This window comes from Pseudomonas sp. AC255 (assembly GCF_979258175.1).
Map to the genome: position 1 here is coordinate 1,364,127 of NZ_OZ409841.1, position 21,513 is coordinate 1,385,639.

The 21,513-nt window shown below is 57.1% G+C and carries 20 protein-coding genes and 1 pseudogene; 11 read left to right on the plus strand and 10 right to left on the minus strand.

Annotated elements, in window-relative coordinates; translation table 11 throughout:
• Positions 1-31: 31 nt before the first annotated feature.
• Positions 32-445 carry a mannose-1-phosphate guanylyltransferase gene (locus ACZZ0K_RS06380; protein ID WP_071173032.1) on the minus strand — a complete coding sequence of 138 codons (414 nt, stop codon included), beginning with the start codon at positions 443-445 and terminating at the stop codon, positions 32-34.
• A gap of 32 nt (positions 446-477) precedes the next feature.
• Positions 478-1,311: a UTP--glucose-1-phosphate uridylyltransferase GalU gene (gene galU, locus ACZZ0K_RS06385; protein WP_024013613.1), complete on the minus strand. Its 834-nt coding sequence runs from the start codon at positions 1,309-1,311 to the stop codon at positions 478-480.
• Positions 1,312-1,698: 387 nt separating this feature from the next.
• Between galU and galE the strand changes: the two genes are divergently transcribed.
• The 6 genes from galE to ACZZ0K_RS06415 all read left to right on the plus strand — a co-directional run bounded on the left by galE (position 1,699) and on the right by ACZZ0K_RS06415 (position 7,898).
• Positions 1,699-2,715, plus strand: coding sequence for a UDP-glucose 4-epimerase GalE (galE, locus tag ACZZ0K_RS06390; protein WP_073471420.1), 1,017 nt, complete (start codon positions 1,699-1,701; stop codon positions 2,713-2,715).
• Between the two features lie 211 nt (positions 2,716-2,926).
• Complete coding sequence (locus ACZZ0K_RS06395; protein ID WP_374046152.1) at positions 2,927-3,181, plus strand: hypothetical protein; 255 nt, start codon at positions 2,927-2,929, stop codon at positions 3,179-3,181.
• Positions 3,182-3,271: 90 nt separating this feature from the next.
• Positions 3,272-4,387, plus strand: coding sequence for a polysaccharide biosynthesis/export family protein (locus tag ACZZ0K_RS06400; protein ID WP_177180896.1), 1,116 nt, complete (start codon positions 3,272-3,274; stop codon positions 4,385-4,387).
• A 12-nt stretch (positions 4,388-4,399) separates the two neighbouring features.
• Positions 4,400-5,065 carry a YjbF family lipoprotein gene (locus tag ACZZ0K_RS06405; RefSeq protein WP_252882399.1) on the plus strand — a complete coding sequence of 222 codons (666 nt, stop codon included), beginning with the start codon at positions 4,400-4,402 and terminating at the stop codon, positions 5,063-5,065.
• Positions 5,062-5,823, plus strand: a complete 762-nt coding sequence (locus ACZZ0K_RS06410; RefSeq protein ID WP_258706983.1) for a capsule biosynthesis GfcC family protein — start codon at positions 5,062-5,064, stop codon at positions 5,821-5,823. The genes ACZZ0K_RS06405 and ACZZ0K_RS06410 overlap by 4 nt, the downstream gene beginning before the upstream one ends.
• Positions 5,820-7,898 (plus strand): YjbH domain-containing protein, encoded by a 2,079-nt coding sequence (locus ACZZ0K_RS06415; RefSeq protein WP_258706982.1) that lies wholly within the window; start codon positions 5,820-5,822, stop codon positions 7,896-7,898. Before ACZZ0K_RS06410 ends, ACZZ0K_RS06415 begins: the two co-directional genes overlap by 4 nt.
• 474 nt (positions 7,899-8,372) lie before the next feature.
• Here ACZZ0K_RS06415 and ACZZ0K_RS06420 read toward each other — a convergent pair whose 3' ends face one another.
• The 3 genes from ACZZ0K_RS06420 to ACZZ0K_RS06430 all read right to left on the minus strand — a co-directional run bounded on the left by ACZZ0K_RS06420 (position 8,373) and on the right by ACZZ0K_RS06430 (position 11,835).
• Positions 8,373-9,767: an undecaprenyl-phosphate glucose phosphotransferase gene (locus ACZZ0K_RS06420; RefSeq protein ID WP_095182401.1), complete on the minus strand. Its 1,395-nt coding sequence runs from the start codon at positions 9,765-9,767 to the stop codon at positions 8,373-8,375.
• A gap of 390 nt (positions 9,768-10,157) precedes the next feature.
• Positions 10,158-10,817, minus strand: coding sequence for a winged helix-turn-helix domain-containing protein (locus ACZZ0K_RS06425; protein WP_016775451.1), 660 nt, complete (start codon positions 10,815-10,817; stop codon positions 10,158-10,160).
• A gap of 277 nt (positions 10,818-11,094) precedes the next feature.
• The gene (locus tag ACZZ0K_RS06430) at positions 11,095-11,835 is read right to left on the minus strand and encodes a winged helix-turn-helix domain-containing protein (RefSeq protein WP_150634844.1); all 741 of its coding nucleotides are present in this window, start codon (positions 11,833-11,835) and stop codon (positions 11,095-11,097) included.
• 571 nt (positions 11,836-12,406) lie between these two features.
• On the opposite strand from ACZZ0K_RS06430, the gene ACZZ0K_RS06435 reads away from it, so the two are divergent.
• A complete protein-coding gene (locus tag ACZZ0K_RS06435) occupies positions 12,407-13,240 on the plus strand; it encodes an undecaprenyl-diphosphate phosphatase (RefSeq protein ID WP_252876642.1) in 834 nt (277 codons plus the stop codon).
• On the opposite strand, the gene ACZZ0K_RS06440 is transcribed toward ACZZ0K_RS06435, so the two are convergent.
• Positions 13,241-13,660 (minus strand): DUF2388 domain-containing protein, encoded by a 420-nt coding sequence (locus ACZZ0K_RS06440; RefSeq protein ID WP_258706981.1) that lies wholly within the window; start codon positions 13,658-13,660, stop codon positions 13,241-13,243.
• Between the two features lie 27 nt (positions 13,661-13,687).
• Positions 13,688-14,674, minus strand: a complete 987-nt coding sequence (gene dusA / locus ACZZ0K_RS06445; protein ID WP_252882393.1) for a tRNA dihydrouridine(20/20a) synthase DusA — start codon at positions 14,672-14,674, stop codon at positions 13,688-13,690.
• A 647-nt stretch (positions 14,675-15,321) separates the two neighbouring features.
• Between dusA and lepB the strand changes: the two genes are divergently transcribed.
• The 4 genes and pseudogenes from lepB to rimA all read left to right on the plus strand — a co-directional run bounded on the left by lepB (position 15,322) and on the right by rimA (position 19,619).
• Positions 15,322-16,119, plus strand: a complete 798-nt coding sequence (gene lepB / locus ACZZ0K_RS06450) for a signal peptidase I (protein WP_258706980.1) — start codon at positions 15,322-15,324, stop codon at positions 16,117-16,119.
• Positions 16,120-16,735: 616 nt separating this feature from the next.
• Positions 16,736-17,764, plus strand: a pseudogene (locus ACZZ0K_RS06455) (methyl-accepting chemotaxis protein); the annotation flags it as partial.
• A gap of 201 nt (positions 17,765-17,965) precedes the next feature.
• Positions 17,966-18,670: a methyl-accepting chemotaxis protein gene (locus ACZZ0K_RS06460; RefSeq protein ID WP_370593522.1), complete on the plus strand. Its 705-nt coding sequence runs from the start codon at positions 17,966-17,968 to the stop codon at positions 18,668-18,670.
• Between the two features lie 139 nt (positions 18,671-18,809).
• Positions 18,810-19,619 carry a S6 modification regulatory phosphodiesterase RimA gene (gene rimA / locus ACZZ0K_RS06465; protein ID WP_095182407.1) on the plus strand — a complete coding sequence of 270 codons (810 nt, stop codon included), beginning with the start codon at positions 18,810-18,812 and terminating at the stop codon, positions 19,617-19,619.
• A 58-nt stretch (positions 19,620-19,677) separates the two neighbouring features.
• Here the strand turns inward: rimA and ACZZ0K_RS06470 are convergent, their stop codons facing one another.
• The 3 genes from ACZZ0K_RS06470 to ACZZ0K_RS06480 all read right to left on the minus strand — a co-directional run bounded on the left by ACZZ0K_RS06470 (position 19,678) and on the right by ACZZ0K_RS06480 (position 21,477).
• Complete coding sequence (locus tag ACZZ0K_RS06470) at positions 19,678-20,097, minus strand: DUF6691 family protein (protein WP_095182409.1); 420 nt, start codon at positions 20,095-20,097, stop codon at positions 19,678-19,680.
• A gap of 2 nt (positions 20,098-20,099) precedes the next feature.
• Entirely contained in the window at positions 20,100-20,534 is a 435-nt protein-coding gene (locus ACZZ0K_RS06475) for a YeeE/YedE family protein (RefSeq protein ID WP_258706978.1), read from the minus strand.
• Positions 20,535-20,712: 178 nt separating this feature from the next.
• A complete protein-coding gene (locus tag ACZZ0K_RS06480) occupies positions 20,713-21,477 on the minus strand; it encodes a transporter substrate-binding domain-containing protein (RefSeq protein WP_463559020.1) in 765 nt (254 codons plus the stop codon).
• Between the last annotated feature and the right edge of the window lie 36 nt (positions 21,478-21,513).

Genomic DNA, 21,513 nt, shown 5'->3' on the forward strand with positions numbered 1-21,513 from the left:
CCCACAATGGATCGGCGTGAAGCCCGGGTGATCAGGCGTCGTGCTTGAAGGCGTCGATGAGCCCCAGCAGTTCGTCAAGCTTGCGCGGCATCAACCGCGCATCACAACGGGTTTCAACATTAATGATGATCGCCGGGTCGTTGCAGCAGATGCGCACGCGAAAGCGCCAGTCGCTGAAGATCACTTTCAGGCCATCGCGGTCATCCATTTCCAGCGCCTGTTCGCCATACAACGCTTTCAGGTGCGCGAGCAGCGGATAGGGATCGCGCATCGGCCGGCGAATATCGCCGGACGCAGGAAACACACCGATCCGCTCCACCAGCAGAATCGTGCCCAGCCAGGTTTCGTTGGCGCTGGGCAGCGGTTGATGGCGCGACAACCAGCTCATCACCCCGAGGTTGCCCACCTCACGTTCAATCTCTGTCGAATGTTGTGCAATGTTCATGGTTGCCTGCCTGTGGGGAGTGAAAAGCCGTCTCAGCGGCCCTTGAGGTACACGTTGTCGTAGCAGAAGTTGGTCGCCTGCAAGTAACCCTCGGCATCGCCGCAATCGAAGCGCAGGCCTTTGAATTTGTAGGCCAGCACGCAGCCGTTCTGCGCCTGTTTCATCAGTGCGTCGGTGATCTGGATTTCGCCGCCCTTGCCCGGTTCAGTGTCGGCAATCAGGTCGAAGATGTCCGGGGTGAGGATGTAGCGCCCGATGATCGCCAGGTTCGACGGCGCGTCCTGCGGCGCCGGTTTTTCCACCATGTTGTTGACCCGGTAGATGCCCTCGGAAATCAGCTCACCGGCAATCACGCCGTACTTGTGAGTCTGGTCGGCGGGGACTTCCTGAATGGCGACGATCGAGCAGCGAAACTTCTTGTACAGCTGGATCATCTGCGACAGCACGCCGTCGCCTTCGAGGTTCAGGCAGAGATCGTCGGCCAGCACCACGGCAAACGGCTCGTCGCCAATCAACGGGCGGCCGCTGAGAATGGCGTGGCCCAGGCCTTTCATTTCCACCTGACGGGTGTAGGAGAAGGTGCAGGTGTCGATCAGCTCGCGGGTGCCGGCGAGGAATTTCTCTTTCTCGGTGCCACGAATCTGGTGCTCGAGTTCGTAGCTGATGTCGAAGTGGTCTTCCAGCGCGCGTTTGCCCCGGCCGGTGACGATGGCCATGTGTTGCAGGCCGGCGTCTCGTGCTTCTTCAACGGCATATTCGATCAACGGCTTGTTGACGATCGGCAGCATCTCTTTCGGCATGGCTTTGGTCGCCGGCAAGAAACGCGTGCCGTAGCCGGCAGCGGGGAACAAACATTTACGAATCATAAAAGTATCCTGGACAGTCATGGAACACAGGCGACGGTTGCGCACCAGAAAGTGGCGGCAAGTTTCAATGATTATTGAAGGCTTACTTTAATACCCGAGTCAGGTTGTTGCTGGCAATTAGTTGCGCTGTTAAAAAGCGCTAATGTTATGAGATGTCGACTACTTGGTTATAAGTTATTTTTAGTCGGTATCTGTCGATAGTGATAAGTATCCAGGGAGTGCTAATAAGTACCCGTCAAACAGTTTGACCGGCAAAAATAATTATTGCCAGTGGTTGAACTAAATTTGTTTGAGGTTGTTGTCGCCCTGTTTGTGTGAATTGCTCCGCATATCCACCAGGCATGGCTTGACACGCTATCGGGTATTTATTCAATGACGGACCGCGCTATGAAGATTCTGGTAACGGGTGGTGCCGGCTATATCGGCTCGCATACCACACTTGCATTGCTTGAAGCAGGTTATGAAGTTGTCGTTCTGGATAATCTTTGTAACAGCAGCGACGCAGCACTTCACGCCGTTGAGGCCATTTGCGGAAAAAGTGCATGGATGATTCGCGGCGATGTCTGCGATCGGCCGCTGCTCGACCGGATTTTCCGCGAGCATCAGATCGACGCCGTGCTGCATTTCGCCGGGCTGAAAGCCGTGGGCGAGAGTGTGCGCAAGCCGCTCGAATACTACGAAACCAACGTCGGCGGCAGCATCACCCTGTGTCAGGCGATGGCAGCGGCGGGGGTGTTCCGGCTGGTGTTCAGTTCCTCGGCGACGGTGTACGGCGAGCCTGAAGAAATGCCGATTCGCGAGGATTTTCCGACGGGCAATCCGACCAATCCCTACGGCCAATCCAAGCTGATCGTCGAGAACGTGCTGCGCGACCTGAGCCTCGCCGAGCCGCGCTGGAGCATCGCGCTGCTGCGCTATTTCAATCCGATCGGCGCTCACGCCAGCGGGCACATGGGCGAAGACCCCAACGGCATCCCGAACAATCTGGTGCCGTATATCAGCCAGGTTGCGGTCGGCAGCCTGCGCGAGCTGTCGATCTTCGGTAACGATTATCCGACCGCCGATGGCACCGGCGTGCGCGATTACATTCATGTCGTCGATCTGGCGGACGGGCATTTGAAAGCGTTGCAGTCGATCAGCGAGCGCACCGGCATTCACACCTGGAACCTCGGCACCGGCGATGGCTACAGCGTGCTGCAAGTGCTGCATGCCTTCGAACAGGCCTGCGGGCGGCCGGTGCCGTACCGGATGATGCCGCGCCGCGCCGGTGATATCGCCGAGAGTTTTGCCGATGCTTCGAAAGCGGCGAAAGAACTCGGCTGGAAAGCCACGCGCAACTTGCAGGACATGGTTGCCGACACTTGGCGCTGGCAGTCGAATCATCCCAATGGTTATTCAGGGTGATGGCCATTTAGTCCGATGTTAGTTTCAGTCAGGTTGTTAGATAACGTCGGGAAATTACACTGGCAATGCCTTTTGCAAGTCCGTAGATATAAACCTGCCGTTCGACTTTAGCAGTTGCACAGGACTGTGAAAGAACAACGGATCTTGTTCGCGCTCTTTGCGGACTTGAAAGCTACCAGCTCTGACACAGATCTGTTTTTTAACAGTTCGAATGTTAGAAAGGAGTTGTTATGAAAAAGTGATGGCAGTTGCCCTGTTGACGATGTTGAGCAACTGGGCTGCCGCCGCTGAAGCACCGTTGACAGCGGTAACCAATGTAGGTGGCAGTGTGGCGGCTTCGCAAGCGCCCGCGGCCAGTACTGCAATGGTTGCCAGTGCTGTAGCGGCGTCCAACAGCGGTGGCAGTGCCAACGGCGGTACCACCGGTACGACGGGTACCACCGGTACAACCGGCACGCATAACTAACAGGAACATTTGTTAGTGCAGTACAGAGTCGCCCGACGCAAGTCGGGTGACTTTGTTTTTGGATTCGCCCTTGAATAGCGTAGTGCCATTATGACTCGTAGTGTTTATCTTTTAATGTTGGCAAGTCTCGCTTTGCAAGGTTGCATGTTTTCCCCCGGCCAGTACCTGAGCACCAGCGATATCACCCGCCAGGGTGCCAGCGAAAGCAGTCGGGTCGAGCTGATTCCGATCACCCCGAAGCTGATCGCCATGAACCGCGCCACGCAAAAGCGTGAGTCACTGCCGGCGGAGCTGCTGGTGACGCCGGCGGAATATCGCATCGGCAACAACGACGTCCTGTACATCACCGTCTGGGATCACCCGGAGCTCACCGCCCCCTCCGGCGCGCAACAACAGATCGATGCCAACGGCCGACTGGTGCGCTCCGATGGCACGCTGTATTACCCGTTCATCAAGGAAGTCCAGGCCGCCGGCCGGACCATCCAGCAACTGCGTGCGGACATCGAACAACGCCTGTCGGCATTCATCGCCGAGCCGCAGGTCGACGTCGCGGTGTTGCGCTTCGCCAGTCAGAAAGTCGTGGTCACCGGCGCCGTGACGAAGGCCGGCCCGCAAGCGATTTCGACCAATCCGTTGAGCGTGGTCGAAGCCCTCGGTTCCGCTGGCATCGACACCAATAACGCCGACTTGTCGGGCCTGCTGCTGACGCGCAACGGGCGGGTCTATCCACTCAATCTCGACACGCTCAATCAGCAGGATTCCGAACTGCAGAACGTCTACCTCAAGGGCGGCGATCAGCTGTATCTGCCGTACAACGACAACAAGCGCATCTACGTCATGGGCGAGGTCAACCAGCCGCGCGCGCTGAGCTTCAAGACCGCAACCATGAACCTGTCCGACGTGCTCGGTTCGGTCGGTGGCCTGAGTCAGACCAGTTCCAATGGCAACGCGGTGTACGTGATTCGCGGCGTGGAAAATCTCGACGTCGAGCCGGCGAAGATCTATCAGCTCGAAGCCGAATCGCCGACCGCCATGGCGCTGGCCTCGCACTTTCAGGTGCGGCCGCAGGATGTGGTCTACGTCGGCCCGGCCAACGTCACTCGCTGGAACCGTTTCATCAGCCAGTTGGTGCCGTCGGCGTCGATTGTCGGCACCGGGGCTTCGGCAGCGAAGAACTGGAGCGAATACAGCAACAACAGCAAATAAGGCCGCCCGACTGTGAACCTATTGAAAGTGGGCGTCTGCCTGATGGCGGCCTCGTTGCTGTGCGGCTGCAATCCTCTGATGAGCGCGTCGCTGAACAACCTCAAGGCCGCCGTCGTCGGCCCCGACGAGGTTGACGTTTCGGCGGCCGAAGTCGCCGGGGTCAACTATCCGCAACTGAAACTGACTACGCCGTCCGGCTCAGGCGTGCTGGCGCTGGTGCGCGAGCGCGAAGACCTGCAATTCTGGGTCGCCTCCGGCAAGCAGGTGTTGCTGCTGCGCGATGGCCTCGCCGTGCGCAGTATCGGCCTCGGTCTGCAAGGCGACCTGGATGGCACGCGGCTGGCCGATGACTCGCCGTTCAAGCACGGTCTGCATCACGTCGCCGACGGTTTCACCACACGGCGCTGGATCGATCTGTACAAGGGCCAGGAAGTAGGCGTGATCGTCAACAGCCGCTTTTCGCGCCGTTCCACCGAGACCCTGGAGATTCTCGACAAGGCTTACTCGGTGCTGCGCGTCGATGAACAGATTGACGCGCCAGCCATCGGCCTCAGTGCGACCAACCGTTACTGGGTCGACCCGCGAGACGGTTTCATTCTGCAAAGCGAGCAACAACTGACCTCGCAACTGCGCGTGAAGCTGGTTCAGCTGACGCCTGATCGCAGGCATCTGCCGTGAAGCGCTCAAGCATTTTGGCAGCGGGCCTTTTGCTGATCGCTGGGGCGAGTCAGGCCGCCGTTACTGTGTCCGGCGACGTCGCCAATCCCGGTCCGATCGCATTGCCGCCGGGTGGACGCCTGTTCGATGTGATCAGCGAAGCCGTGCCCAATGCCGAAGGCTATTGGCTGGCGGGCGGCTTGTTGCGCCAGTCGCTGGTCGAGGAACAGACACGGCTCAAGGTTGGTGTGCTGTTCGATCTCGAGGTGCTGCAGCGCATGGCGACCCTGTTTGATCGGCCAAGCCGCGCGGCACTGGCACGGCGCGTTGCTGAAGAAGTCCGGCAAATGCCAGTGACCGGACGGCAGATCGCTGACCTCGATCCGGTGGCGGTGGAAGTCGGCTTCGCGCGCAACATTCGCCTGGATGACGGCGATCGGCTGATCTATCCGAAACGGGTTGATGAAGTGCAGGTGTTGGGCGCGGTCACCGAGCCGTGCCACCTGCCGTACCAGCCATTGCAGGAGGCCCGCGAGTATCTCGAAGGCTGCTCGATTCTCGACGATGCCGAGGCCGATTACCTGTGGTTGATCCAGCCCAACGGCGTGTCGCGGCGCGTCGGCATCGCGCACTGGAATCGCGAGTCCGGGCAGTTTCCGGTGGCCGGCAGCAGGATTCTGGTGCCGATAAAAAATGATGATCTTGATCCGCCTCTTCCTGAATTGAATCAGCAGTTGGCCGAATTCATTGCCACGCAGCTGGCCGAGGTGGTTCGTTGAAGTTACGTTTTGCAGCTGTGTTGTTATTGCCCTGCGGTCTGGCCCACGCCGAGCCGCGCATCACCCAGAATGACTTCGGAGGCACCGGTCTGTTGCAGACGCCGACGGCGCGCATGGCTCCGGCGGGGGAGTTGAGCGTCAATGCCAACCGCACCGACCCGTACAGCCGCTACAGCGTGTCGTTGCAACCGCTGGACTGGCTAGAAGGTTCGTTTCGCTACACCGCGATCACCAACCGGCCCTACGGCTCGGAGGCCCTCAGCGGCAGCCAAAGCTACAAGGACAAGGCGGTCGACGCCAAAGTGCGCCTGTGGCAGGAAAGCCACTGGGCGCCGGAAGTGGCGCTGGGCTTTCGAGATATCGGTGGTACCGGTTTGTTCTCCAGCGAATTCTTCGTCGCCAACAAGCGCTTCGACAATTTCGACTTCAGCGCGGGCATTGCCTGGGGCTACATCGGTAATCGCGGCGACTTCGACAACCCGCTGGGCTACGTCAGCAGCCGCTTCGATACGCGCCCGGCGCTGGAAGGCACCGGCGACGTCAACTCCGGCTCGTACTTTCGCGGCAAGCCTTCACTGTTCGGTGGCGTGAGCTACCAGACGCCGTGGGATCGGCTGAGTCTGAAGCTGGAATTCGAAGGCAACGACTACAAGAACGAGCCGAAGGACAACGAGATCAAACAGGACTCGCCGATCAACCTTGGCGCGGTGTTCAAGGTGACCGATTCGATCGATCTGAGCGCTGCCTGGGAACGGGGCAATACGGCGATGTTCGGCGTGACCTTTCACACCAATTTCGTCAGCCGCAAGGCGCCGGCCAAGACCTACGATCCGACCCCCGAACCGCTGCCGGCGAAGGCGCCGACGACCTCGATGGAACAGGTCAACTGGGCCGATGTGTCGCGGCGTTTGCAGCAGAACGCCGGGTACAAGGTCGAGCGCATCAGTCAGCGCGATTCCGAACTGATCGTCTACGGCGAGCAGCAGCGGTATTTCCATTCGTCCAAAGCCGTTGGCCGCGCGAGCCGGATTCTCGACAACAGCGTCAACAACGACATCGACTGGTTCACCGTGGTCAACAAGCGCTACGACTTGCCGCTGGAAGAAACCAGCCTGCCGCGCCAGACCTTCCGCGAAGTGATCAACAATGAAGAACCGTTGGAGTCGCTGCACCGCACCACCGAAATCAACCCGGCGATGCCGCGCAACGAGAAGACCCTCTACACCGAAGCGCCGCAGCATTTCAGCTATGGCGTGGGTCTGGGCTTCAAGCAGAACGTCGGCGGCCCGGATGGTTTGCTCTATCAATTCAGTGCCGATGCGGACGCGGAATATCGTTTCAACCGCAACACCTGGTGGAGCGGTTTGCTCAGCGCCAACCTGGTTAACAACTTCGACAAATTCGTCTACGACGCACCGAGCGGTTTGCCCCGCGTGCGCACGGATTTGCGCCAGTACCTGACCACGTCAAACACGACCATGCCGTTGTTCCAGCTCAGCCATGCCGAGCAGTTGGATAAAGACCTGTACGGCATGGTTTACGGCGGTTATCTGGAATCGATGTTTGCCGGCGTCGGCGCGGAAGTGTTGTTCCGCCCGACCGGCGAACGCTGGTCGCTGGGCGCGGATCTGAACTGGGTGCGCCAACGTGATTTCGATCAGGGCTTTGCCTTGCGCGATTACTCGGTGGTGACCGGGCATATCACCGGCTATACCGACCTGCCGTTCGACACGCTGGCGGCGGTCAGTGTCGGTCGTTATCTGGCCGGGGATTGGGGCACGACCGTGGATATCTCGCGTGAGTTCTTCAATGGCGTGCGCGTCGGTGCCTGGGCAACCATCACCACGGCCAGCAGCGCCGAATATGGCGAAGGTAGTTTCGACAAGGGCCTGTACCTGTCGATCCCGTTCGACGAAATGATGAGCATGTCGACCATGCGCCGCGCCAACCTGGTCTGGGCGCCACTGACCCGAGATGGCGGCGCCAGACTGAGCCGCAGCTATCAACTGCACTCGATGACGGATAGCCGGGAAGGGGACATGTTCTATCGCAACTTCGAGAAGATTACCGAGTAAGCGCCAGGGTCCGGGCGCAACTCGAACCCTGTGGGAGCTGGCTTGCCAGCGATGGGGCCGCTCAATCACAACTCCATTGCCCGGGCTAACGCTATCGCTGGCAAGCCAGCTCCCACATGCGGCTTGTGTTACACCGCAATTATCGACCCAATCCCTAATCCCTGTGGGAGCTGGCTTGCCAGCGATGGGGCCGCTCAATTACAACTCCATTGCCTGGGCTAACGCTATCGCTGGCAAGCCAGCTCCCACATGCGGCTTGTGTTACACCGCAATTATCGACCCAATCCCTAATCCCTGTGGGAGCTGGCTTGCCAGCGATGGGGCCGCTTAATTACAACTCCATTGCCTGGGCTAACGCTATCGCTGGCAAGCCAGCTCCCACAATGATCCTGTGTGGTTGAGCAATACCGGTTACCAAAATCCCGCCCACAAAAAAGGGGACTTTCGTCCCCTTGTGATCTGCAGCGCTGAGCCTCAGTAAATATCCTTCGACAACAACGTAAACGGCGTCTTCACCAGGATCTTCAGATCCAGCCACAACGACCAGCTGTTGATGTACTGCAGGTCGATCTCGACACGCTTCTGCATCTTGTCGATGGTGTCGGTCTCACCCCGGCAGCCGCTGATCTGTGCCAGGCCAGTGATGCCCGGTTTGATTCGGTGACGCGCCATGTAAGCGAGGATCTTGCCCGAGTAGTAATTGTTGTGCGCCACCGCATGCGGCCGTGGCCCCACCAGCGCCATATGCCCCTGCAACACGTTGAACAGTTGCGGCAACTCATCCAGGGAAGTGCGGCGAATAAAACGGCCTACTGCGGTGATGCGCGAGTCATTACGGCTGGCCTGTTTCACTTCACGGTCATCGTGGACACGCATCGAGCGGAATTTCCAGACCTTGATCACCTTGCCGTTCCAGCCATGGCGGTCCTGCTTGAAAAACACCGGGCCGGGCGAGTTGATTTTCACCGCCAGAGCGATGATCAACAGCAGCGGACTGAGCGCGATGATCGCCAGGAATGCCACGGTTTTCTCCACCAGACTCTTGCTCAGGGCAGCGGTCGGGCGGCTGGTCAGCGGGCTTTCGTTCAGGTAAATCGCCGGCAGGCCGTCCACGACTTTCACCGAGTGGTTGAGCAGGGTCAGGCTGTTCAAGTCCGGCACCCACACCACATCGACGTTGGCGCCGAGCAAATCGACATACATCGCTTCGATTTTCGCGGCTTCGCACAGGGGCAGGGTGATGTACAAACGACGGATGTCGTGGGCCTCGATCAGCTCAAGCAACTCGTCCTGAGCACCAACGATACGCGGTGCATCGGAGCCGAGAGCGGGCTTGTCTCCGTTGCTGACCAGCCCGATCAGCGGCAGGTTTTCCAGTTGGCTGAGTTTTTTCGCCAGGCCCAACGCCAGTTCGCCGGTGCCGACAATCAGCGTCCGGTGTTCGCTTTTACGCGAACGCTGGTAGAACTTGGAAAACGCATGCAGCGGCGCGTAGAGGAACGCCTGACCGAGGAAGCCGTACACCGCCCAGCTCAGAATCACCTGACGGGAAAACAGCTCATCGGCCTGGCAGACAAAGGCGATGCACGCCAGCGCGGCCATGGTCATCGACCAGCCCATGAACAAGCGGCCGAGGCCGGTCAGGTAGTTGTCGCGTTTGCGATAAACGCCGCTGAATGTGTAAGCCGGCACCGAAGCCAGGACGGCGAGGGTGGCGCACATTCGGTAGTAGAACGCGACGGTGCCGGTGTGCTGTTCAGCGAGGATGAACAGCAGCGTCACAACGAAAGCCTGTGCCAGCGCCCATTGGCCCCAAAAGGTCAGTCCCTTGAGGCCCGTGCTTCGATTAATACTGAGAGAAAGATCCATACGATATCCCCAAAAGACGTCCATTCAGGTTTCAACAGTTGAAAGCCGAGTTGTTATGCAGACTTATTGTTTTTGTTTTAGCGAGTGTCTTGAGGTAACAACATCGAGAGCCGAACTGTCGTCAGCCAATAGACTAAGTTATTGCCGGGAATGGTGTCTGACGAGTTCTAACAAGATGGCACAGTGCCAACTTTTTAATAATTAAATAGATGGCTGTTAGAAAAGGTCGTAGAGCGGGGGATGAAAATGCGAGGGGGTATTTGTTACTGTTGCAGGGTGGAGGCAGGGAAGCTTTTATTGAATCAGGGAGGGAAAACCAGACAGAGTGCTCTTCTTGTTGTTGTAGTCGCACTTTATATCTGTTTGTCTCGGTTTTAGTGGCGCCGGTGATTACGCTACGACTTCCTGGATCAGGCAATATCCGCGATTTCTTACGGCTCGGAACAATCGCTCGCCATTACTCGCACTCTTGAACTTGTCCTGCAATCGGCTCAGGCACATTTCCAGGCCACGGTATTGCTCGGGTTCCCGACCAATGCTGATGATCAGGTCATCACGACTGACCACGCGCTCTTCATGGCTCAGCATTTTCCTGACCAGAGCGGTTTCCAGGCCAGTCAGGCTGATCGCAACATTGTCCTTGAGCAACACGCCTTGTTCATCGTCGAGATGCCAAGTATCGCTGCAAGGCTCAGTGCTGTCGCTGACATTGGAGATATGAGCGCGTTCTGCACTGCGGGTCGGGAAGCTTTGAAACGGATTGTCTGTTTGCGCGGCTCGCCATTCATTTTCAAGAGTGGCCAGTATGCGTTGAGTATCATGTTCGATACTGCGCGCAACGTTCTTTCGACTTAGGCTCGGGTAACTGAATTCCATGACCATCGGGGCGGAAGAGGGCGAAGCAACACCTTCAACAAACATTTGTGCCTGCGACGTGCCAAACGAATTGAAACGCTCACTGGACAAGATACTTTCCAGTTCACGTTGCGACGTTGTGCTGTGCGTCACAACAACAAAATATTTTCTGGGGAGGGTTGTACTCGTTTCCATGTCTCTCTCCTAAATACACACCAAAATTGGCTAAAAGATAAATCGGCAGGCGAGCAATGACTTCCTCGGAAGTAATCGTAGGCAGGGTTCTGGCCGAAAATGGCCATCGATAAATTCCACTCGATCTGCTGCTATGTTATGGAGTTTTATTGTTATGTGGCGTGATGCCGTGCTCATTCAAGTGCTTGAGTTTTAATAAGTATGAGGCGCAATTGGAACGATATGGCTGCATCAGACGATCCTTCGTACGTATGCAAAAGGGAAGACTGCCCGAGACTCAGGCAGTCGATATCAGGCCCCGCATCAGGCGATAGCCGTAGCCGCGGATGCTCTGAATCGCGTTTGTACCATACATGTCCTTGATTTTTCCACGCAAGCGACTGATTGATTTTTCCAGTGCCCGAGGATCGTAGAAATTGCTGTTGAGGCCCATGATGCTGGCGATTTCATCATGACTCAGAATGTGATTGCCGGTGTGCGCAAAGGCCTCGAGGATCTTCATCTCGGCGAAAGAGATATCCAGTTTGCGCCGACTGTCCATCAGGCAGATTCGCGTCGGATCAAGCGTTAGATTGATATCTCGTTGCCAGTCTTCGCTGTTGAAGAACTCCGCGAGCAAGTCTTCGCTGTCATCGCTCAGTGTGTTGAGCTTGATACAGGCATCCGCCCCGGCGAGAAAATACTTGATCTTGTTGACGGCACCGCGGCCGGTGACAATTGCGCAAATAAGTGGCTTCAAGTTGTCATCGCGCAGGTTCTGCACCAAGGCCAGATTTTCTTCGATGGCTTGTGGATTATCGATGATGACGAAGATGGCGCGGTAGGAACCGATGTAACCGTGCTGCTTATACGAACTAGTGAAAGCACCTGTTTCCAGGATCATATCGGGTTGCACGTGCTTTGCGATCAGCGATCTCAAATGATCAGCCACACCCAGTGTACGACCCAGAGCAAGAACACCGGATTCATCATTTGTCGGGCGCGGACTTCTAGTCGCCAAGTTCCCTGAGAGCATCATGCGTTGACTCGAATTAGGTGCTGACATCGGGATGTTAAAGCACCGGTTCTCATCTGTGACTGACAATTGGTAACATTTACGCGGATTTTAGACGTGTCTCCCGAGTTTTTTAACAATAACTAAGCTTTTCAGGCTTTTAGTTGATTTTCTCGGGCTTGTGAACTAATGGATAAGTGATGGCTATATGCAATGGTGCCACTATTTTGAGCTTATGGCGATGGCTTTGTCTATGTCCTTTTGCCATTGATTGGCCATGTCAACAATGTGTGAAGTTGATCACACTTCATATCTGAACTGAAATATTTTTAGTAATAGATGTAAATTTTTTCAGTTTAGTTCGTCGGCCGACGATTACTAACATGACTTGAGTGTGGCAGTCCGTTAAACCTATTCTTCGAAATCAAAAGGTCGCGGCCTTCGGCAGCTTCTACATGGAAATACATTCCAAATGTAGGAGCTGCCGAAGGCTGCGATCTTTGGATCTTCATATGCGCCAATTGTGTAATTCAGATACTCAACCCCTGAGTGTTATTGACTGGTCGCTCACCCTGAGTGCTCTGACGGAGGATTAATGGATTTCTGGACCCTTTTCCAGGTATTGATATTAGGCGCGGTTGAAGGCCTGACCGAGTTCTTGCCCATCTCGAGTACCGGCCACCAGATTATTGTCGCCGACCTGCTCGAGTTTGGCGGCGAACGCGCGATGGCGTTCAACATCATTATTCAACTGGGGGCCATTCTTGCTGTGGTCTGGGAGTTTCGTCCGAAGATCTTCGATATCGTCAAAGGCCTGCCCACCGAGCGCAACGCGCAACGTTTCACCCTTAATCTGCTGATCGCGTTTTTCCCGGCCGTTATCCTCGGCGTGTTATTCGCCGACGCGATTCATGAATACCTGTTCAACCCGATCACCGTTGCCGTCGCCCTGGTTGTCGGCGGCATCGTCATGTTGTGGGCCGAGCAGCGCAGCCATGTGGTCAGCGTCGAACATGTCGACGACATGCGCTGGTCTCACGCGTTGAAGGTCGGTTTCGTACAGTGCCTGGCGATGATTCCCGGCACCTCACGCTCCGGCTCGACCATCATCGGCGGTCTGCTCTTCGGCCTCTCGCGCAAAGCCGCCACCGAGTTCTCGTTCTTCCTCGCCATGCCGACCATGGTTGGCGCCGCCGTGTACTCCGGCTACAAATACCGCGACCTGTTCCAACCCAACGACCTGCCAGTCTTCGCCCTCGGTTTCGTCACAGCCTTCATCTTCGCCATGATCGCCGTGCGTGGCCTGCTCAAATTTATCGCCAACCACAGCTATGCCGCGTTCGCCTGGTATCGGATCGCGTTTGGTTTGTTGATTCTGGCGACGTGGCTGTTCGGCTGGGTGAACTGGACCGCCGCTGCGGCCGCCTGATCACTGCGCGCTGATCAACGCCGCCACGGCGAGATCGTTTAACGTCGAATCCGACGACTCCTGACGAAAGCGCTGCAAGGCCGAGGTGAAATATGCGGCCTGCAGCATGCCGTCGCTGGCCAGATAGAGTCGCGCGTCTTCTTGCTCCTCGGCGGAGTAAACACGCTTGTGACTGTCGGTCGTTTCCTGGCTAGACGAAATAGGTGCGAGGATTAAAGACACCAAAGTGAAGCCGGAAAGCTGCGTCACCTCCCACGGCGTATCGGTACGGCCCATGCAAAAGCCATCGCAGTGCGCATAAACGTCGGAAGTGAAGCTGAATAAGGCGAGGAGGGTGAAACGCTTGAAAGCAGAAAAACTAAACGCGGGCATAAACAAAAGACATCCTGTCAGTACATCAAAACAGCGGGCAACGCTCATGCGTCGCCCGCATACTCAAACCATCAATCAACGACCTTCAAGCAACTCAGCCGCCTGATCCAGCAAGGCCAGCGGATCCTTGGCCTTGTGAATATCCACCGACAACAACTGACGGAATTTCCGCGCTCCCGGGAACCCCGTGCCCAGGCCCAGCACATGCCGCGTGATGTGATGCATCGCACCACCGGCCAGCAAATGCTCGGCGATATAAGGCCGCAATTGCGCCAGCGCCTCAGCCCGACTGATCACCGGCGCCGAACTGCCGAACAACTGCTGATCCACCTCCGCCAGCAAATACGGATTGTGATAAGCCTCACGCCCCAACATCACGCCATCGAACGTCTGCAGATGCTCATGGCAGGCCTCCATCGTCTTGATCCCGCCATTCAGCACAATCTCCAGCTCCGGAAAATCCGCCTTCAACTGCGCCGCGACGTCATAACGCAACGGCGGAATGTCGCGATTCTCCTTTGGCGACAACCCCTCCAGAATCGCAATCCGCGCATGCACGGTAAAACTCGTACACCCGGCATCCCGCACTGTACCGACGAAATCACACAGCTCGGCATAACTGTCGCGCCCATTGATGCCGATGCGGTGCTTCACCGTCACCGGAATCGACACCGCATCACGCATCGCCTTCACACAATCGGCCACCAACTGCGGATGCCCCATCAGGCACGCGCCGATCATGTTGTTCTGCACACGGTCGCTTGGGCAGCCGACGTTGAGGTTCACCTCGTCGTAGCCATGTTCCTGCGCCATGCGCGCGCAGGCAGCGAGATCGAGCGGAACACTACCACCGAGCTGCAACGCCAGCGGGTGCTCGGCTTCGTTGTGGCGGAGGAAACGCTCGTGATCGCCGTTGAGCAGAGCGCCGGTGGTGACCATTTCGGTGTAGAGCAGGGCGTTCTTCGACAGGAGGCGTAGGAAGAAACGGCAATGGCGGTCCGTCCAATCCATCATCGGGGCGACGGAGAAGCGGCGGGAGAGTGGGGCGGGTTGTAGGGACATGTGAGGAATCTGGATCAAGAAGGCGAAGGCGCAAGAGTTTATCAGGTCTGCGAACAGGCAAAGGCTTGCGAGGCGCTGTTTGTGGTTTGAACTGGGCTCCGACGCGCTCCGCCTGATGGGAGGAAGTGTATTTCTGCCTGTTTTCTGTCCTTCAGTATGCGTTTAAACGATTGCGCAGGCGCTTGTTTAAATCTGACTGGTGAAAGTTATCCGAAGCCTACCTTGTCTTGCGCCTCCCCCTACACCTAAGACAGAATCCGCCGGCTTGTGCGTCTAGCCTGCGGGTTTTATCGTCTCCGGGTCACTGAAAACAGTGATCGGGTTTGGTAGCCCGTTCCGTCAGAAGCACAAGACTACTGTCTTGCGATGACGTTTCTCGTCTTCGTTTTATGGTGGTCATGCGCGGGGCGTCTTCGGATGCGCCGGGGTTCCTGACGACCGGTCTACCAACCTGCGTATGGCCTCCACCCTTCGTTTGGTAGCGAGAGTGATGGCTCCTTTTCGTTCATCCGTCAGGAGTTGTACAGCCTGCAATTGCGCACGACCGGTTATTTTTCGCTAAATAACCCCCACTGCATTGCCCGTAGCGCCCTATTGGCTGAATAGGCCGGGTGCTTGATTGTTAGCTATTTACGTGAAGAGAATTTATGTCTACTCCTGATAAGCCGAAGTTGCCGCTGCAAGCATTTGTGATGTCGTGCCTAGTGGCCGGCTGGGGTCTGGTGTATGCCGGTCAGGTGAAGTGGGCGGTGCGTGTTGCCGCTTTGCTTTATCTGGGGGTGATTTTACTCGGTGTCTGCGGGGTGCCTGCCACGCCAGTGGGCCTGTATGTCTTCGCTACGTTTATTGTCCTGGTGAAACTCGGCTCAGCCACGGCGGCTGCGATATCGGTGCGTAGAAACGACCGTCCGGTGAACAGCCCCAGCACCCGTTTCCATGTGCTTTACGTGGTGGCGCTGGTCATCTTTACGCTGGTTCTTTTCGGTCCATTGCGAGGCCCGACGCTAGGGTTCAAGACTTACTTGATCCCCTCCGGCTCGATGGTTCCGACCCTTTCGATCGGTGACTATATCGTCACCAACATGCGCATCGACGCGCCGCAGGTGGGAGACATTGTGGTGTATCGCTATAACGGCACGGAGGCGGTTAAACGTGTGGCGGCAGTGGGTGGCGATACCTTGTCGATTGTTGACGGAAAGGTCATTCGCAACGGCGAAAACATGGGGTTGTTCTTTGCACCGCCAGATCGCGTGAAGGATCCTCGTTATCTGCAAACGCCGCAGACGGTGGTCGAGAAAGATTATGTTTATCTGCTTGGCGATAACCGCGACAGCAGTAACGACAGCCGCTTTATGGGTCAGGTCGCAGTCCAGGACATTACCGGTAAAGTCACCGGAATCTGGTATTCATCCGATCGATCGAGGATTGGCACAGCCTTTCAGTGAAACAAAAGCCGTCACCTTAAGGTGACGGCTTTCACTCGCAGATCTAGCCAAACTGACTAGCCGACTCAACCGCAGATTTCGGCCTCCTCAACCGCGTCACCTGGTAAGCATCGCCAACTACATAACCATCCCTGCATGGCCATCAAGGCAATCTGCGTGTACCCATGCCAACCACACACCGGACGCCTTCGAGGCAGTGATTGCGTGACCATGCTTCTGAATCCGCATTTTCAACCCCGTTTCACGCCAATGGCGATGTGCCATAAATCATGATGGCAATGCGTCATCACGTCACTCAAAAAGTTCAACGATTATACAAAAATATAAAGTTGTACAAGTTTTCGCAAAATTAATAGCATCCCTCCAGACACCTTTGCTGAAACGATAAATCCAGCGTGCAGACGCTCTGTTTGCGACGTGAAGGGTTTGTCTGCCGGTGCTCGCGTCGGGTTGTTTTCGACGCTTCAACAGCATCGGCATTTGCATTTCCGGGACAGCTGGAGCGTCCCGTATTACGCCTTGGATGACGACCCCCGAATGTCTGGACGGTGACTTTGGTTACCGGAGATCAATTTTTTGTGCCTGGCGTTTCGCGTCAGGACGTTTGAGGCTGAATATGGCAGTAGCATCGAATTTCCTCGGTGACATCAAAGTTTCCCGCAAGCTGGGAACCGGCTTCGGCATTCTTCTGCTGGCCGTTTTGGCGGTTGCCTTCATTGGCTATAACAGCAACAGCGTGCTGGTTGATCGCTTGAGTACGACGCGTCTGATCGGCACGTTGAATGACGCTACGCAAAATATGCGTCTGTCCGAGAAACAGTACGAAGCCGCCGCTGACGCAGCGTTCGCCGAATCCTATAACGCGCAGTTGAATGTCTTGCAGGGCCTTGTGGGCAAGGCGCTGGACACGTTAACCCGCGCTGAAAACCAGCAAGCCTTGAAGGCTTTGCAAACCACGATTGTTGCCTACGACCAGAAGGTCAAACGGCTGATCGCTGCCGATCAATCGACCACCGATGCGCTGAAACCGCTGACGGCGCTGTCGGACAAGTACGCGCAAACTTTTGCCGGCATGCTTGAAGGCACCACGACCAGTGCCTTGGCGTCTGCCGATGGTGAACGCGTTCGGGAGCTGCGCACGGTGGCCGATTTGCGCAATGGCATGACCACGTTTCGCCTGATGTTGCGTCGTTACATTGCGGTGCCCAACGACGTGAACAAAAAACTGCTGATGGAAACCATCGATATCTTCTTGAGTGATATCAGCAAGGCGCGCACCAGCCTGCCGACGGCGCTGTCGAGCCAACTGGAAGAAGCCCACGCCGGCATGCGGCGTTATCGCGAAGTATTGGTGGAAGTGGCCGGGCTGTTTGAGCAGAAGCAGAACATGCGCGAGCAGGTCGACCAGGAAAGCAAGGCGATGGACAAGATCATGAGTGGCCTGATGGACACCCAGCAGCGCCTTGCACATGAGGATCAGCATTCGGCTTTTATTCAGATGGCGGTATTGACTGCGCTGGCGCTGGTGATCGGGCTGTTGGCTTCGGTGGTCATCTCGCGCCAGATTACTGCGCCGCTGGCGCTGACGGTTGATCTGGCACGACGGATTGCCAAAGGTGACCTGACGGTACAGGCCAGGTCTGCGCGCAAAGATGAGTTGGGCGATCTGCAAAATGCGATGCAGGAGATGGCGCAGAACCTGAACACGCTGGTGCAAGGTATCGGCAATGGCGTCACGCAGATTTCCACCTCTGCGGAAAAGCTCTCGGCCATGAGCGAGCAGACCAGCGCAGGTGTACGTCAGCAAAAAAGTGAAGTGGATCAAGTTGCCACGGCGATGCACGAAATGGCTTCGACGGTGCAGGAAGTTGCGCGTAACACCACCGATGCCTCCGCTGCCGCGACCCTCGCCGATCAGCAGGCGCGCCATGGCAGCACGGTGGTCAAGCAGGCGACGGTGCAGATCAGCGAACTTGCCATGGCCATTGAAGAGTTGGGCGGTGCGATGAACGTGCTGACTCAGGACAGCGAGCAGATCGGCAAAGTCATCGATGTGATCAAAGCCGTCGCCGAGCAGACCAATCTGCTCGCGTTGAACGCCGCTATCGAAGCCGCGCGGGCGGGTGAGCAGGGTCGTGGTTTTGCTGTGGTGGCAGACGAAGTGCGCTCGCTGGCGCAGCGCACGCAGGACTCGACCAAGGAAATCGAAGCGCTGATCGTCACCCTGCAACAAGGCACGCAAGCGGCCGCGACGCTGATGACCTCAAGCCGCGAACGCACCCTCGATACGGTGGTACTGGCGCAGAAGGCCGAATTGGCGATTACCGAGATCAATCAGTCCATCGGTACGATCCAGGAGATGAGTCTGCAGATCTCGGCCGCCGCCGAGCAGCAAAGTGCCGTGGCCGACGAAATCAACCGCAGCATTGTCAGTGTGCGTGATGTGGCTGACCAGTCGGCTGTCGCCAGCGAAGAAAGTGCGGCGGCGACGATCGAATTGGCGTCCCTGGGGCAGGACCTGCAGCGAATGACCGCGCATTTCCGCACCTGACCATTTAACGTCGAGCACGCGGCGCCTTTGCATATTCAGGCGCCGCAGGGCTGCAGTTGTTGCCTGGTTTGCAGATGACGCAATCCTGCAACTGATCATTTATCACCATGGAAGGTTACAACCCGTTATCAGGGGTGTCATGACCGACTTTCCAAAATCATTCGCGTCTCCCGGTGGCTGCCAGGGCTGTAGAAACAAAGGTGTGCCAGAGATGGATTTCGCCTTCGCTTTCCAGCCCATTGTGGACCTGCGCGATCAAACGACGTTTGCCCATGAAGCGTTGGTTCGCGGCGTGAACGGCGAAGGCGCCTTGTCTGTCCTCGAGCAGGTGGACGATCAGAACCGTTACCGATTCGATCAACTGTGTCGAGTGCGGGCGATTTCCACGGCGGCTGACTTGGGCATGACGCAGTACCTGTCGATCAACTTTCTGCCGAATGCCGTTTACCGGCCGGAGATGTGTATTCGCAGCACGCTGGAGGCGGCGCGCACATACGGCTTTCCGCTGGAGCGGCTGATCTTCGAGGCTGTGGAAGGCGAGCACGTTGAAAGCAACAAACACTTGATGAATATCTTGCGTGAGTATCGTGAGTTTGGTTTCAAGACGGCCATCGACGACTTTGGCGCAGGCTATTCCGGACTTAATTTGTTGGCGGATTTTCAACCGGACCTGATCAAGTTGGATATGGCGCTGATCCGCAATATTCACCGTGACCGCGTACGCCAGACCATCGTGCGCAACGTGGTGAACATGTGTAGAGAGTTGGGCGTGGAAGTGATCGCCGAGGGCATAGAAGAGGCCGAGGAAAGAGACTTTCTCGCCGATTGCGGCATCTATCTGATGCAGGGCTACTGGTTCGCCAGGCCCGCCTTCAAATCATTGGCGCAGATCTCGACGAGTGCGTGGCAGGGGAGATCATCCAATCCGCGATCTTGTGCAAAACATTGATCACCACCAACACTGGCTGCCGTGGATGCCCTGCGCCTGAATGCCGGTTGTTCTGCGGTCACGGGTTGCGTCGGGTTTCCAGCAGCGTAAATAGCCCCATGCCTGCCAGCATCGCCAATACGAAAACGATTGCCTGCCAGTGGCCCGTCAACAGGATGGTCACTGCCGGGCCAGGGCAGATGCCGGCTATCCCCCAACCGACCCCGAACAGCAGGCTGCCACCAACCAGACGTCGGTCCAGCTCTTTTCGGGCGGGTAGTTGCATGGGATTGCCCAGTACCGATTTGCGTTGCCGGCGTGCCCAGGTCAGCGGGCCGATAGCGGTGGCAATGGCGCCCACCATGACCAATGCCAGCGAGGGATCCCAGGCCCCGGCCACGTCGAGGAACGCCAGGACTTTCGTCGGATTGGCCATGCCCGCCAGAAGTAATCCGACGCCGAACAGCAGGCCGGCCAGGAATGCATTCAGTTTGAGCACGTTCAAACTCCCGTCAGATGGCGCAGGACAAATACGGTGAAGAACCCGCTGAGCATAAAGCAGGCAGTGGCGAGCATCGAACGTGGCGAAAGGCGCGATATGCCGCAAACGCCATGGCCGCTGGTGCAACCTGAGCCGTAGCGTGTGCCAAGCCCTACGAATAACCCTGCGAGAATCAGCCCTGACCAGCCGCTCTGGAACTCGATCGGCGGTAACGCCTTGAACAATCCCCACAGCAGTGGCGCGACCAACAGGCCAAGGATGAACAGCGCCTTCTCACTGGCGCCTTCACGGTTGCTTTGCAGCAGGCTGCCGATCAGGCCGCTGATGCCGGCAATACGCCCATTGCCGACCACGAACAGACTCGCGGCCAGGCCGATCAGCGCGCCGCCGGCAAGGGAAGACCAAGGCGTGAAATTGAGCCAGTCGACATTCATGGGATGCCTCGAGCGCAGTAGTGGTTGATGTGCGGTTTGCCTCTCGGCAGAAGCGAACGTGTCGCTGTGATTTCAGTGTAGGCCTTGTCTGCTTTTTGAATCACGGCTGCCACTTTTCTCCAACGCGTGCATTGAGCGAACCGTTCCCTCAATGCGCGCGTCGGCCGGGTTCCGTGGCTTACTGCGGCACCGCAATCCACTCACTCAACGTCTGCTGATACTTGCCAGTGACCTTGCTCAAATGCAGCCACTGATCGACATACAGTTTCCAACTGATGTCATCGCGCGGCAGCAGATAAGCCTTCTCGCCGTATTGCATGTATTGATGCGGATTCACCGCGCACAAACCGGGTTTGAGTTTCTGCTGATACAGCGCTTCCGAGGCGTCGGTGATCATCACGTCGGCCTTGTTGTCGAGCAGTTGCTGGAAGATCGTCACGTTGTCGTGCAGAGCCAGTTGCGCTTTGGGCAGGAAGGCGTGAACAAAAGCTTCGTTAGTGCCGCCGGCCGGTTCGACCAGGCGCACGTTGGGCTGGTTGATCTGGTCGATGGTCTGGTATTTGGACTGGTCGGCGCAGCGCACCAGCGGAATTTTGCCGTCGGTGTCGAGGGTGTTGCTGAAGTAGGCTTTTTTCTGCCGTTCCAGTGTGACCGAGATGCCGCCCATGCCGATGTCGCATTTGCCGGCCTGCATGTCGGGCATCAGGGTTTTCCAGGTGGTCTGCACCCATTGCACCTTGACGCCGAGGCTGTCGGCCAGGGAGCGGGCCATGCTGATGTCGATGCCTTCAAAGTCGCCGTCGCTGCGCTTGAAGGTGTAGGGCTTGTAGTCGCCGGTGGTGCAGACGCGCAACTGGCCTTGTTGCTGAATGCTGTCGAGGTGGGACGAGGCCGGGTCGGCGTGAGCGCCAGTCGCCAAGGTCAGCAGGCCGCCGAGGATCATCGTGCTTTTAGTGTTGTCATTGAGATCGGGCTTCTG